Consider the following 13,940-nt stretch of genomic DNA (forward strand, 5'->3'; position numbering starts at 1 on the left):
TTATGAAAAACCTAGTACAACAATATTATGCCATATTTGAAGAAAAGGTATCTACTACTACATTTACACAACTGTGGATTATGCTACAAAAAAATATAGGCACAAGTTACTTAGACTTAAAGCTAGACGAATTGTGCAACACAAAGAGAAAACAATTACTCTCTTTAATGCCTAGCCACATAAAGGTAGGAAAAGAGTCGGTTTTGAGTATTCAATTAACCAATTCTAAAATTGAAGAATTGAGAATGGTTTTATTAACCTCTGGACTTTCTTTACTTAAATTAATTAGAATACCTGTAACTATGAAAGAGCAAGAACTCGCGATACCACCACAAATAATGAGAGATCTATTCTAGAGTTTCTGCTTGCAGTTCTCCTAAGAACTCGTAGAATTCTTCTTTAAATCGTTCATGCTTCTGACCAGTTGCCAGTCCATTATAACCGGTGTGTATACGTCTCACTTTACCAGATTTATCTATATAAATACTGGTAGGGTATGATAATACATGGTTAAGCATTGGCAACTTTTCATTTGCTGTTTTCTTATCTGTAGAACCATATTGAGCTAATAAAATAGGATACGTAACGTTCTCTGCCTTAATCAGTCTTTTTATAGATTGCATAGCAGCTTTTTCGGTAGGTGCATATTCAAATGCTAAACCTATAAATTTTACATTAGGGTTTTGAGAGTTGATATATTCTTGAAAAAATCTAGTCTCTTCTAGACAGTTAGGACACCAGCTACCTAATAACTGCACTACAACAACCTGATCTTTAAATTCTGCATCTTGTAAGCTAACTTGCTTTCCATTTACATCTTTAAAACTAAAATCTACAGAATCATACCCTTCTTTTAAATAAGTAAGCGTTGTAGCATCTGGTAGATTATAATCGTTATTAAGAACTGCAGTAAATGGTTCTTTCCAGTGATTACCACTATAAAAATATCCTTCTAGAACACTGTCTTTTACAGCTGCTTCAAATAGAAAAGCATGAGCACCGTCAAAAGTGGATAACTTTAAAGTATCATTTAACACAGCACCTTCAAGAAATCTATAATCTCCTGTAGTAGTTTCAAAAGTACCTGTTACATTATTTCCTTCTTGAGTAAAAACACCTTTTGCAATGTAACGATCTGACTCACTGTCTGGACTGAAAACAGTTTCATAGCTACCAGATAAAAAGGAAGATGTTGTAGCATCTTCAATCGACGCAAAACGATAATCTTTTCCTGCAGTCATTGTAAATGGTACTACTCTATCTAGACTAGGTTTAACGTGTTCTCCTGTTATTAACTCATTAGATTGAAATTTACCTTTAAAGTATCCTTCAAAAACTGGAGGTTTTATAAAAATAGAGTCTCCTTCTATGGTGATCTCTGTAACGATAATTTCTTCATTTGCATTAAACATCGTTAAGGTATGGTCTTCATTTACCTTTAATTGTACCGGTAATTCTTTGTCATTACCTAAATCAAAGGTTAGTCTCCAGTTGCCAGGAGATAATGATAAAGCTACGGCTTGGGTAGACTCTTCTTTACAAGAGGAAAGTAGTATAACGAGCGAAAGAAATAGTAATTTTTTCATACTGCAAGTTTATTGCATAATTATCACGTAATTATTACGATTCAATTTATTAATATTTATTTAGTAAATCGGCTATATTTTAAGAACTTCGCCACATGGAGCATCGACACTTTTTAATCTACAAACCTTATAAAATGCTTAGTCAGTTTATGACTAACGACAGGCATCAAAAAAACAAGAAGTTTTTAGGAGAGCTATTTGATTTCCCGACAGATAGCATGGCTGTAGGCAGATTAGATGAAACTAGTGAAGGCCTATTAATGATTACTACAGACGGCAAATTAAGCAGTCATATTAATAAACACGGTAAGGTAGAAAAAGAATACTATGCACAGGTAGATGGTATTATTACAAAAGAGGCAATTGAAAAAATGACCTCAGGAATCGAGATAAGCATAAATGGCTCTATTTACTTAACCAAAGAATGTCAGGCAAAAATAGTAGTACAAACCCCTGATTTACCAGCAACGTTACAACGTGTACGAGACGATCGCCACGGTCCTACTTCTTGGGTTTCTGTGACTTTAAAAGAAGGAAAATTTAGACAGGTACGTAAGATGTGCGCTGCAGTAGGATTTCCTGTATTGCGACTTGCTCGTGTACGCATAGGAGCATTTACCTTAGAAAATCTTAATAAAAAAACTGTTGTGGAAATTACCGACCTATTATAGTTTTCCTAACGAGAGGATCTACTTCTTTCCATGGATTTGTAATTGATCTCCATTCAGAAACAGTGTTTTTTAATCCATTCATAGCCATTGCAGTAGATTTTATTTCATAACTCAAATTGGGATCAAATCGCATATTACCACCACATTCCCAATAACCTATTTCAAAATTGCCTTGATAGGGCTTCAAATAAGTTCTATACATTTCTCCTTTTGAATTTCTTATAGTAACCTCATACCAGACCTTATAACTCAAGAGAAAATAATTAGGCTCCAAGCCTACCAAAAGTGTAAAACCTATTGAAGATGATTGCTTTAATTCCTTTGCACCTACTATCTCTTTGTAATCTAAATGTAAATCTTTGTGTACACTATAATCCTTTGCAGAGTCTACAATAAAAAATTTACCTTTCCATCTTTTTTTTTCAAACCATTCATCAGGTAAGTCAGGAAATTTTTCATCATTATATTTAAACTGAGAATAAAAAAAATACTTGGTTCCCATTTTTAATGGACAGTCAGGCTTTAATAGTATTTGAGCATGTAAATTTATTCTTGTAGAATCAAAAATAAGTAGGTCGATTATTTCACCTTGTTCAGATCTCAAGGAGTAATCAAAATTATTAATAGAAAATAGGCTCTTCTCAGTTTCCATTCCATTTTGTAGCATAAATAATTGATCTACATCAATATTATGATTTTCAGGAAATAACTGTGTAGTACTTATTCCGCACTCCATTCCTAAAGATAAAAATGGAATAAAAAATAAAATTACTACTAAAGCCTTACTCATTCTTCAAAATAATCAAAGTAGCTTTTACACCAGACGCAAGGTTCCATATGTTTTGTTGTACTACTTTACCTTTAGTATCCATCACTTTAAACTCTGCTGTGTTGGGACCAGAAGACCCTTGGTTTAAGGCTTCAATTTCTATTTTATTGAATCCATCTTTAAGAGGTATACTAACTCCTTGATAGACATTTCTTAGGTATATTTTTTCCACAAGAATCTTATCATCTTGCCATATACGCACTAGATCTCCATCTTCAAATTGGTGATCTCTACAAACAAGCCTAAGTAATTTCTCACCGGTTCTTATTTCGCCTAGAAAAGTATCACTTCTAAAACCTGCACCTACCGGAGCATCTTTTTTAAATTTTTGCTTTTGATACTTAATACCTGGATCTACAAGATCGGTCTCTTGACGCATTTTGATCTCATTATTTTCTTTGGGTCTGGTATATGTTTTCGTCTCCTTCTTTTCTGGAAACAACATAGAACCTCCTGTAGTAGTTTGCGGTACTGGTTCTATAGTACGTGGAGCTGTGTTAGGAATCTCTTGTGCAAAAGAATACCCTGTAGATAAAATAAATATGAATGCAATAACCTTTCTCATACCTGCAAGTTATCAAATTCCCTGCCTAAAATGATCACAGAGAAGTTATTTTAAGTTAAAATGTCGTGATAACTCGTTGTTTTTAAGCAAGATTTAAACAAATGAAATTTATTATTAATTATCTATTCTGGTTACGCTTTCGCGAAAGCGTAACCTAAAACAGAAAAATTATAGCTTTTAAATTTTAATCTAATCGCTTGATTTTGGCACCTATTGCACGCAGTCTGCTATCTATGTTTTGATAACCACGATCGATTTGTTCAATGTTGTGGATGGTACTTGTCCCTTTTGCACTTAAAGCAGCGATAAGTAAAGAAATACCAGCTCTAATATCTGGGCTAGTCATAGTGGTAGCCTTTAATTGAGATTCAAAATCATAACCTATTACACTCGCTCTATGTGGATCGCAAAGAATAATTTTTGCTCCCATATCGATCAATTTATCCACAAAGAATAAACGACTTTCAAACATTTTCTGGTGTATCAATACACTACCTCTAGCCTGTGTTGCCACTACTAGAACGATACTCAATAAATCTGGAGTAAAACCTGGCCATGGAGCGTCAGAAATGGTAAGAATAGAACCATCGATGTAATTCTGGATTTCATAACCATCATTGTGTGCAGGAATAAAAATATCATCTCCACGACGTTCTATAGTAATTCCTAGTTTTCTGAAAGTTGCTGGAATGATACCCAACTCGTCATAAGCTACATTTTTGATGGTAACCTCTGACTTAGTCATCGCAGCAAGACCTATCCAGCTACCTATTTCAATCATATCAGGTAGAATGCGGTGTGTTGTACCACCTAATTTTTCCACACCTTCTATTATCAGCATGTTAGAACCTATACCAGAGATATTTGCACCCATGCGCACTAGCATGTTACATAGTTGCTGTAAATAAGGCTCACATGCAGCGTTGTAAATAGTTGTTTTTCCTTTGGCAAGAACTGCTGCCATAACAATATTTGCTGTACCTGTAACTGATGCCTCATCTAGTAGCATATACGCTCCATGAAGCTCGTCTGCCTCTACACCATAGAAATATTCTTCTTTGTTGTATCTGAATTTTGCTCCTAGTTTAATGAAACCTTCAAAGTGTGTGTCTAGACGACGACGTCCTATTTTATCACCACCTGGACGTGGAATATATCCTTTTCCAAAACGTGCTAATAATGGACCTACTAACATGATAGAACCACGTAGTCCACGACCTTGTATTTTATACTCTTCGGACTGTAACCAGTCTAGATTTATATTATCTGCTTGAAAAGTGTAAGATTCTGGACCATTTTTAGTCACTTTTACACCTAGGTTATTCAATAAAGCAATCAGTTTATTAACGTCGATAATGTTCGGAACATTATTAATCTCTACTGGCTGGTCTGTTAGTAAAACGGCACAAAGTATTTGAAGTGCTTCATTTTTAGCTCCTTGTGGTTGTATATCACCTTTTAATTGATGTCCACCTTCTATTATAAATGTTCCCATGTATTTCTTTAATTGTAATTTTTAAAAATAACGAACTCGCCGAAGTTTTTAAAACATTATGAAGGTTATAATTCATAATTAATGAACATGCTAGATTCTTACCTTAATATCTATTTTAAAAGCGGTTTATATCTCTTAAAATAGTATAGAATTATATTTTACATTTGTTACCAACCAAATCCAACCTTAGTGAAAACCATTACCTTATCCATTGCCTTTTTACTTACGGCTTTATTCTCAATAGCTCAAGTAGAAACGGGAATTGCACCCAACTGGCTAGAAAAAGTAACTTACAGCCCTACTCCAGATGTTAATTATGATGATTTAAATCAAGGAACCTTAACCTTACTTTCCGATCACCAAGTAAACATACCTAAACAGGAGTCCTATACAAAATATGCTACTAAAATATTTGAAAATGTAGGCGTACAACAAGCATCTACCATAAATGTAAGTTATGACCCTAAGTATCAAACCTTAAAATTCCATTCTATAAAAGTCCTTAGAGATGGAGAAGTTATCGATAAATTAAAGCCGGATAATTTTCAATTAATGCGCCGTGAATCTGATGCAGAAAATTATATGTACGACGGTACAATGTCTGCCGTTATGAATATATCTGACGTTAGGTCAGATGATATAGTGGAATACAGTTATACTATTAAAGGTTTTAACCCTATTCATAAAAACAAATTTTCTGACTCTTATTACCTCAATAGTTATGAACCTATAGGTAAAATGTCTATCACATTACTATCAGAAAATGAGTTACATATTAAAGGTATCAACAACCCTAGTGAGCCACAAATCACTACTGTTAATGGTTTAAAAAAATACCACTGGAATAATGAAAACACAAAAACAGTTACTTATGAAGATTACAGTCCTAACTGGAAAATAGATTACCAACTAGTAATTGTTAGTGATTATGATTCATGGAAAGACGTGGTAAAATGGGGAATAGATACTTTTACCTTAAAAGAAAAACCAAATAAAGAATTATTAAAAACAATTAATAACATCAAACAAGAAAATTCTACTGATGGAGAGAAAATAGCTGCTACTTTAAATTTTGTTCAAGATGATATCAGGTATCTAGGTCTTGAAGACGGTATAGGAGCCTATAAACCTTTTATGCCTAATCAGGTCATTGAGCAGCGCTTTGGTGACTGTAAAGATAAAAGTTTACTCATGTCTTCTATGCTCAATGAAATGGGAATAGAAGCCTATCCTATGTTAGTTAGTAGTTTTTTAAAGCAATCTATCACAGAGTTTCTTCCATCACCTATTTTCTTTGATCACTGTGTAGTAAAAGTTATTGATGCTGCAGGAACAGATTTATACTATGACCCTACCATTAGTAATCAAGGTGGTGTTTATGATAAAACACATTTCCCAGATTACCAGTATGGACTGGTTATTAAACCAGAAAACACAGACTTAGATCAAATTACGAGTCATTCTAAGAACACTGTAGAGGTTTATGATGTCTATGAACTAGAAGAAACTGGCAAAGGAGCTACTTTAAAAGTTAAAACTGTCTTCTATGACTATGAGGCAGATGCTATGCGAGGATACTTTAAAAACAATAGTATCAATACGATAACCAAAGAGTATAAAAACTATTATTCTAACTATTATTACAATATTGAGTCTACTAAAAAACCAGAGTTTAAAGACGATTTAGAGCTCAATAAATTTGAAGTAACCGAAGAATACAAGATCGATAGTCTATGGAGACCTATGCCAGAAAAAGAAGGTTATATCATGGCACATTTTACACCTTCTAGCATAGAAGGTATTTTATATACTCCTAATAAGGAAGAGCGCAATGATCCTTTAGATTTATATTACCCATCAACTAAGCAACATAAAATCAAAGTGATATTAGGCTCTCGATGGGATGTGAATAACGAGCAAGAAGAATTTAACTGTACTGCTTTTGACTATAAATGGGATGTAAAATATAACAAGCGTAAAAACGAAATAGACCTTACCTACTTATTGAAGTACAAAAAAGACCATATCAACCCATCTGAATTTAAGGAATATTCAAAACAAGTAAATAAAGTAAATGAAACCCTAGGTTACCAGATATACATCCCTTCTAGCATGGCTGTAGGAAATAGTTTCATTAATAAAGCTAGTAAATCTTCTAATACAGTAGAGACTTTTATGATCATGCTTTTAGTTCTATTTGTAATCATTGTTATCATCTTATTAATAGTCTGGTACAGTCAGCGTAATAAGAAACATATCGACCCTTTTTATTAATATTAACCCTTTACATTTTTCGACTATTCATTCTGTATAAATAATAAATAGAAAAATATCTGATTAAGTACAAACTTAAAAAGGCTGAAAACTATACCGTATAGTTTTCAGCCTTTTTATATATCAACTATTTAAAGTTCGTAGTAATTAAATTACTTAATACTGCTCCTCATCATTAGGAAAATCTACAGCCTTAACATCCTTAACGTAATTAGCAACAGCATTACCCATCTCTTCATAAAGATTTAAATAGCGTCGTAAAAAACGTGGGTTAAACTCATGTGTCATACCGAACATGTCGTGAGATACAAGAACCTGTCCATCTACACCAGCGCCTGCCCCTATACCTATTACAGGAATAGTAAGCTGCTCTGCTACCTTTTGTGCAAGTGCAGCAGGTACCTTTTCTAATACTAGAGCAAAACAACCCCATCTTTCTAACGCTAGCGCATCTTGTACTAGTTTTTCAGCCTCTTCAGCTTCTTTAGCTCTTACCGTGTACGTACCAAATTTATAAATAGATTGTGGCGTTAGACCTAGATGTCCCATAACCGGTATACCAGCATGTAGAATACGTTTAATAGATTCTTTTACCTCGCTACCACCTTCTAACTTCACACTATGGCCACCACTCTCTTTCATAATACGTATCGCACTACGTAAAGCCTCTTTAGGGTCACTTTGATAACTACCGAATGGTAAATCTACCACAACCAGTGCACGCTCCACAGCTCTCACCACACTACTCGCATGATAAATCATCTGGTCCAGCGTTATAGGTAACGTAGTCTCATGTCCAGCCATTACATTACTCGCACTATCACCTACCAGAATAACATCTATACCAGCACTATCGATAATCTTTGCCATGGTATAGTCATAAGCCGTTAACATCGAGATCTTCTCGTTGTTTGCTTTCATTTCAGTAAGTGATTTTACAGTCACTCTTTTATATTGCTTCTTTGCAGTAGACATAAAACTTGTTTTAAGTGTAGCAAAAGTACTAATATTACAGCTCAATTAAATTGTAAGATTATGAGACATCTATTTATTATTGTTTTCGTTCTCGCTTTCGCGAAAGCTAACTCTCAAAAAACTGTACCACAAGACACTACACAAGTAGAAATTAAAGAAGAAATAAAAACACCTACCGCTGTAGATGCCGTAAAAAGCTTTTTTAAGAATTTTCATGCCCGCGATACTACCGCATTGAAAGAATCGATGCTTCTAGATATCCAACTCACGTCTATGACCATAAAAGGAGAAGAACGTAAAATAAGTACTACAGGAACCTCTCTTTTCTTAAAAAATCTAGCCGCAATACCAGACAGCATTCCATTTGAAGAGCGACTTATCGAGCTTAGTTATGACAGCGATTCTCAAATAGCGACCGTTACCGCTACCTATGAGTTCTATTATAATGAATTTCTATCCCACATAGGTACAAATAAGTTCACGCTGTTTTTTATAGACGACAAATGGGTGATCGTAGGTATTGCTGATACTCGTATTTATGGGTCGTAGATAAATTTAAACTTAAACCTAAACTTAAGTTGAAGCTGAAAATTACTTTGCAAACAGATTCAAGGCTTCATTCCTTAGAACATTTTGTAAAGCTCTTTTATTACTTGCAGCAATGCGCATTGCAAATGCTCAGATAGTTCAAACGTATCACAGATGCGCTCGACTTAGTAAAAATTAAAAATGTATTTATGATTGATTAATTTCAGGAGGTAATTATAAAAATATCTAAATACAGTATTTCCCTTCAGATGAAGGGAAAAAAGTTAAGTAGCTTGCTACTAACGAAAAGGGTTTGACACGTTGCTTGTTGATAATCCAAGTGCTTTAACTTCACAACCCAAACAATCTTTATTTCTTAATAAACTTCAAGGTTTCCTGACCTTGATCGCTTTTTACAACAAGAAAATAAACACCTTGATTTAATTTTGCAATAGAAATAGGTGCTTCAAAATCAGTTGTTGACTCATCATATTGAGATTGCAGCCTTCCTTGGACATCATATATCACAAGCGAATTAATCGTGAAAGAAGCATCAAGACTTATAAAGTCTTGAGATGGATTAGGAGATAGTAAGATGCTATTTTCAGAATGTTCATCCACACTTGCGGTATTTGAAATAGTTACTGTCTCTGTATTCGTGATTATAGGAAAGTTGAAGTCAAAATAGATTTCGGCTGTGTTATCAAAGCTATCACCTACTGCTAGCGTATTCAATGTTTTGATTTTGAATAGTACATAACCATCATTAGTCGCATCGTTAAAATCTAAGTTGATGTCGTCAAAGTGAAATTCTATTTCGTTACCGTTTGTAATGCTCGCATAATACTCATGACTAGAACTGAGCGGTACAAAACTATCTAAATCAAACTTTGAAGTATCAATGACATCTTTAACTCTTACATTGATGGCACGTGCCGTACCAGTATTTTCAAAACGTATCATATAATCCAAGTACTCGCCTATCATGTCTGGCTCTATCCTATTGCCTTGTAGACAAGTTTTATCATTAGGATCGTAGCTGTTCACAAGGGTTTGATACAATTGATCCGTATTATTTAATAAATTCACGTCTGCTCCAGTAAGATAAGTCGATGCGCTGAAATTTATAACATCTCCTCCATTAAGCGGAAAAGTAGGATGCGTAGGCGGATTTAAATTGAAACTTATTTCATAGGTTAAGCTTTGTAAAGGCTGTAAAGAATAATCCCAGCTCAAACTATTTGCGGTTGAAGCGGTAACCGAAGGAACGGCTGTCAATAGATTCATTACATCGTTAGGATAAGTAAATAGAAGAGCATCTGAAACAGGTACTGTTCCTTGGTTCATTACTGTAATTTCATAACTAACATCAAATCCTGGTCTTGCTTGAAACAATGGTATAATACTTACCGCAATATCTTCCTCTATAGCTGTAGGTGTTAAACAAAAGTCTTGTGTAGCACTATTTGTAGCATTAGGAAAATTAATGGTTGCAGACGCTGGTAAAGCCGAAATACTGGAATTTAAAAACACACTGCTTACATTGAATATACCATCAGGAACGTAAAGTGTATAATCACCATTTACATCAGTAACCGCATAAAAATCAATTCCTGAAGAAGCATCTGTAGCAGTAATTAGTAAACCGGTAGCTCCAGGATCTGAAGTCGTACAGCCATTCAAATCAATGTCATAAGAAACATTTCCTGAGATAGAATTATAATTTCCAGGAACTAATAATGGACCAACAAATGTAGACGACTCACTACCGCAAATAGATCTCACATAAAATTCATATTGAACACCAGGAGTTAAACCTGATATAATCATATTGTTTGCCGCTGTGGCAATTATAACTCCGCCAGAACCTTGTGTATAGGGAGCAACACCGAATTCAACTTCCCATAATGTGGCTGATCCAGTACTCTGCCAGTTCAATTGGACAGAAGTACCTGTAAAATTTGAGTACTCAAATTGAGTTGCTGGTATACACTGAGATTGTGTAAATTGAAATCCGAACGTAATAAGAACTAAAAGGAAAAATCTAGACATGGTGGTTGTTTAATTGTTTTTAAAGATAAGAAATCATTTCACAATCAATCTATTAGAAATAAAAAAAGCGCAAATCATAAGATTTGCGCTTTTTAAAATTTAATAATATCTGTTACTGATTCCCTAAAATGATAGGTAAACCACCGCTCTCGCCACCACCTACAACGATGACTTTAGAATTAGGAGATTCAGCTAGTTTTAAAGTTGCCTCGATTCCTTTTTCTGTAAGAATCTTATCTGTTAAAGAGGCGCTTAAAATTTTGTTTGCAACCGCTTTACCTTCGGCATCAATCTTTTGTCTTTGAGCTTCTTTTGTTGCTCTAGCAAGTCTGAACTCGTATTCTAACGCTTCTTGTTCTTGTTCTAGTTTACGCTCGATAGCGGCCTTAATTTTAGCTGGTAATGTAACATCCTTTACAAGAACTTCACTTACTATAATGTATTGAGAAGCGAGTTTATTTTGTACTTCTTCTAGAATTTCGTTTTGTATCACATCGCGCTTACTAGAGTACAATTGTTCTGGTGTGTAACGTCCTACCACACTTCTTGCAGCAGCACTTATACCTGGTATTAAGATATCGTCTTTGTAAGTACGACCCTTTTCTTGATGTAAATAAGGTAATTTTAAATACTCTGGCTTATACCATACCGTTGCATCTACCGTTACTTCTAGTCCATTTACAGATAGAACTTTCATTTGATCAGAAACAGAAAGTTGTCTTACTGGATAAATAATCATATCATTCCATGGGGCAATGATATGAAAACCTTCTCCATAAGTATTCTCTCTATCGATACCACTATTTAAAGTTTGAAACAAAACTCCTGCCTGCCCAGATTCTATTACTACCGAACTTTTAATAATGACGATAATAAGTAATACAACGCCTGCTAATGCAAACACTACTGCCTTGGGTAATTTTTCCATAATTCTATTTTTTTAAACTAATCCGTTATATTTTCTTAAAAACCATTCTAAACCGAGCAATAATAGGATAATACCTAGTAAATACTGCCAGTCTATGAGGCTGCTCTGTTTAATCGTTGCTCTCTCGATGGTTTGTAATAAAGGGTCGTTATTTAATTTATTAATTAACTGATTAACTTGTCCTTGATACATCACGTTAGACGGACCGACTAATTTTTTCATACCAGCATCGCTAGCATTTACTTGTTGTTTTTCTATATCGTATTCTAGAATACTAAAAGAGCCCGACCTAGATAATTGATCATTTTCTACTTTTACCGTAAATGTGTAATCACCAGCATTTAAACCACTTAAATCTACCGAGTACGAGTTACCACTCAATACAAATGGTCTTGTGACACTTTCCTTAGATTCCTTATTTTTTAAAACTATATTTAAGATTCCATTATCTTCAAACTCATAGTTTTTATCTAGGTATTGAGCATTAATTTCTATCGCTTTATTCTGATAATAAAATGTCTCATAAGTAACCTCTAGTCTATTGCGTTTTTTATTACTCGCAAGGTATTGCACCTGACTGCTCACAAGATCATCAAAGTTTTTAAAGTCTTTATTATTTAAAAAACTTTGAGCTCTCCACCTCCATAAACCACTTGCTAGAGTCACCGCATGTTTAGTTTCTCCATTTTCATACGTAAACCATATAGGTTGTGTAGTCGCAATACTACCTATTTGCTTATAGAAAAGAACATCTATATTAGTATTAAATTTAATATCACCGAATGGTACCGCCACAGGTGGATAATCTTCAAAATTGAGTTGATCTAAATTAAATGTTGCGTAAGAATCATTGAGTATAGGTTGTGCGTCATCATACTCGTTATCTGTTTCTATTTGAAATGCTTTATTATTAGCATTGAGATAACCTAAATCTGGATCTGGTCCAGTAATTACCCAAGTATTTTTATTCAATGCAGCTTGTTGTGAGTACGCTTTCGCGAAAGCGGAACCTACACCATACATCACAACCAAATTATAATCATTAAGATCATAAGATTGAGATGTGTTTTTAATAGTCACTTTACGTTGCTGGTTAGACTCAATAGCCTTTTTTAAATTACCGATATCAGGATGCATGATATCACTTAATATCAACACATTAGTTTGTTGATCGATCACCTCTACGGCAAAGCTGCGGTAATTATTCTTAGTATTTTTTTCACTAGATAGTGTTGCAATGGCAGCAACCATAGACTGTGTCCCTACTGAAGTACTGGTCAAATTAAAACTAGCAATAGCAGACCTGTGCGTAGCATCAAAGTTAAACGACTCTTTATATAAGGTCTTATTTCCTTGAGTAATGGTAAAATTGCGTGTCACATTTTCATTTCCTTGATAAGAGATAAACACCTCTACTGGGAACTCGTTATCTAGATAAGAATATCTATTAACGTTTATGTTGGTAATTTGTAAATCGGCATATTGGGTGGTATCACCGTAAATAATAGGATATAAACTAGTCTTAGCATCTAACTTAGAGTATTCATAGCTGTTACCGGTAGTCTGGTTACCATCGGTAAGTACCACTATAGCTTTATTTCTATTTTTGAATAGTTCTTGTGGTTGTGTAATAGCTTTACCTAAATCGGTATCAGCCTTATTAAATCCTAAGGAGTCTATGGGTTTTATATCTTCAGAAAATTGGAAAACCTGAATATCAAATTTGGATTGTAGATCTTCATTTTCTAGTAATAGATCGAGATCATTTTTAATCGTGCTTTTAGCTTCTAAATAATCTACAGATTTAGAATCGTCTACCATAACGATAAGTTGTGGTAATAAAGACTCATAAGTTTTTGAGTCAAATCGAGGGGCAATAAATAACAATAGAATACAAAAAACCGTGAGAAAGCGCAATAACGCAAACCACGGTTTTTTCTTAGTATTCTTAGTCTTACTTATGTAACCGTATTGAAAAAGAGCTATTAAGGCAGCTACTACTGCAGCAATAATCATTAAAATTACGGTCATGAAATA

At 34.1% G+C, this 13,940-nt stretch carries 12 protein-coding genes; 4 read left to right on the forward strand and 8 right to left on the reverse strand.

Annotation, left to right across the window (positions count from 1 at the left end):
- Window positions 1-2 precede the first annotated feature (2 nt).
- On the forward strand, window positions 3-356 hold the full coding sequence (locus ACJJVJ_RS01970) for a hypothetical protein (RefSeq protein ID WP_405368610.1): 354 nt from the start codon (window positions 3-5) through the stop codon (window positions 354-356).
- Here ACJJVJ_RS01970 and ACJJVJ_RS01975 read toward each other — a convergent pair.
- Entirely contained in the window at window positions 348-1,586 is a 1,239-nt protein-coding gene (locus tag ACJJVJ_RS01975) for a TlpA disulfide reductase family protein (RefSeq protein ID WP_405368611.1), read from the reverse strand. The two genes, ACJJVJ_RS01970 and ACJJVJ_RS01975, sit on opposite strands and share 9 nt — an antisense overlap.
- Before the next feature lie 95 nt (window positions 1,587-1,681).
- Here ACJJVJ_RS01975 and ACJJVJ_RS01980 point away from each other — a divergent pair, with 95 nt between their 5' ends.
- A complete protein-coding gene (locus ACJJVJ_RS01980; RefSeq protein ID WP_405368613.1) occupies window positions 1,682-2,257 on the forward strand; it encodes a pseudouridine synthase in 576 nt (191 codons plus the stop codon).
- Here ACJJVJ_RS01980 and ACJJVJ_RS01985 read toward each other — a convergent pair.
- The 3 genes from ACJJVJ_RS01985 to murA form a co-directional block, all read right to left on the reverse strand.
- Entirely contained in the window at window positions 2,241-3,047 is an 807-nt protein-coding gene (locus ACJJVJ_RS01985) for a hypothetical protein (RefSeq protein ID WP_405368615.1), read from the reverse strand. The two genes, ACJJVJ_RS01980 and ACJJVJ_RS01985, sit on opposite strands and share 17 nt — an antisense overlap.
- Window positions 3,040-3,651 (reverse strand): hypothetical protein, encoded by a 612-nt coding sequence (locus tag ACJJVJ_RS01990; protein WP_104514909.1) that lies wholly within the window; start codon window positions 3,649-3,651, stop codon window positions 3,040-3,042. The genes ACJJVJ_RS01985 and ACJJVJ_RS01990 overlap by 8 nt, the downstream gene beginning before the upstream one ends.
- A 184-nt stretch (window positions 3,652-3,835) precedes the next feature.
- A complete protein-coding gene (gene murA, locus ACJJVJ_RS01995; protein ID WP_104514910.1) occupies window positions 3,836-5,146 on the reverse strand; it encodes a UDP-N-acetylglucosamine 1-carboxyvinyltransferase in 1,311 nt (436 codons plus the stop codon).
- Window positions 5,147-5,335: 189 nt separating this feature from the next.
- On the opposite strand from murA, the gene ACJJVJ_RS02000 reads away from it, so the two are divergent.
- Window positions 5,336-7,420, forward strand: a complete 2,085-nt coding sequence (locus ACJJVJ_RS02000; RefSeq protein WP_405368617.1) for a DUF3857 domain-containing transglutaminase family protein — start codon at window positions 5,336-5,338, stop codon at window positions 7,418-7,420.
- Between the two features lie 156 nt (window positions 7,421-7,576).
- Here ACJJVJ_RS02000 and panB read toward each other — a convergent pair whose 3' ends face one another.
- Window positions 7,577-8,395, reverse strand: a complete 819-nt coding sequence (panB, locus tag ACJJVJ_RS02005; protein ID WP_104514916.1) for a 3-methyl-2-oxobutanoate hydroxymethyltransferase — start codon at window positions 8,393-8,395, stop codon at window positions 7,577-7,579.
- 60 nt (window positions 8,396-8,455) lie between these two features.
- Between panB and ACJJVJ_RS02010 the strand changes: the two genes are divergently transcribed.
- A complete protein-coding gene (locus ACJJVJ_RS02010; protein ID WP_405368619.1) occupies window positions 8,456-8,944 on the forward strand; it encodes a hypothetical protein in 489 nt (162 codons plus the stop codon).
- A 348-nt stretch (window positions 8,945-9,292) separates the two neighbouring features.
- On the opposite strand, the gene ACJJVJ_RS02015 is transcribed toward ACJJVJ_RS02010, so the two are convergent.
- The 3 genes from ACJJVJ_RS02015 to ACJJVJ_RS02025 form a co-directional block, all read right to left on the reverse strand.
- Window positions 9,293-10,975 carry a T9SS type A sorting domain-containing protein gene (locus tag ACJJVJ_RS02015; protein WP_405368620.1) on the reverse strand — a complete coding sequence of 561 codons (1,683 nt, stop codon included), beginning with the start codon at window positions 10,973-10,975 and terminating at the stop codon, window positions 9,293-9,295.
- Window positions 10,976-11,087: 112 nt separating this feature from the next.
- Window positions 11,088-11,903 (reverse strand): prohibitin family protein, encoded by an 816-nt coding sequence (locus ACJJVJ_RS02020; protein WP_405368622.1) that lies wholly within the window; start codon window positions 11,901-11,903, stop codon window positions 11,088-11,090.
- Window positions 11,904-11,915: 12 nt separating this feature from the next.
- On the reverse strand, window positions 11,916-13,934 hold the full coding sequence (locus ACJJVJ_RS02025; RefSeq protein ID WP_104514920.1) for a hypothetical protein: 2,019 nt from the start codon (window positions 13,932-13,934) through the stop codon (window positions 11,916-11,918).
- Window positions 13,935-13,940: the final 6 nt, after the last annotated feature.

This window comes from Nonlabens sp. Asnod2-A12, assembly GCF_045063745.1.
GTDB classification, from domain to species: Bacteria; Bacteroidota; Bacteroidia; order Flavobacteriales; family Flavobacteriaceae; genus Nonlabens; species Nonlabens xylanidelens.

Coding starts and splice junctions, on each gene's coding strand:
- ACJJVJ_RS01970 (WP_405368610.1), top strand. CDS start 3: ATGAAAAACCTAGTACAACAATATTATGCCATATTTGAAGAAAAGGTA.
- ACJJVJ_RS01975 (WP_405368611.1), bottom strand. CDS start 1,586: ATGAAAAAATTACTATTTCTTTCGCTCGTTATACTACTTTCCTCTTGT.
- ACJJVJ_RS01980 (WP_405368613.1), top strand. CDS start 1,682: ATGGAGCATCGACACTTTTTAATCTACAAACCTTATAAAATGCTTAGT.
- ACJJVJ_RS01985 (WP_405368615.1), bottom strand. CDS start 3,047: ATGAGTAAGGCTTTAGTAGTAATTTTATTTTTTATTCCATTTTTATCT.
- ACJJVJ_RS01990 (WP_104514909.1), bottom strand. CDS start 3,651: ATGAGAAAGGTTATTGCATTCATATTTATTTTATCTACAGGGTATTCT.
- murA (WP_104514910.1), bottom strand. CDS start 5,146: ATGGGAACATTTATAATAGAAGGTGGACATCAATTAAAAGGTGATATA.
- panB (WP_104514916.1), bottom strand. CDS start 8,395: ATGTCTACTGCAAAGAAGCAATATAAAAGAGTGACTGTAAAATCACTT.
- ACJJVJ_RS02010 (WP_405368619.1), top strand. CDS start 8,456: ATGAGACATCTATTTATTATTGTTTTCGTTCTCGCTTTCGCGAAAGCT.
- ACJJVJ_RS02015 (WP_405368620.1), bottom strand. CDS start 10,975: ATGTCTAGATTTTTCCTTTTAGTTCTTATTACGTTCGGATTTCAATTT.
- ACJJVJ_RS02020 (WP_405368622.1), bottom strand. CDS start 11,903: ATGGAAAAATTACCCAAGGCAGTAGTGTTTGCATTAGCAGGCGTTGTA.
- ACJJVJ_RS02025 (WP_104514920.1), bottom strand. CDS start 13,934: ATGACCGTAATTTTAATGATTATTGCTGCAGTAGTAGCTGCCTTAATA.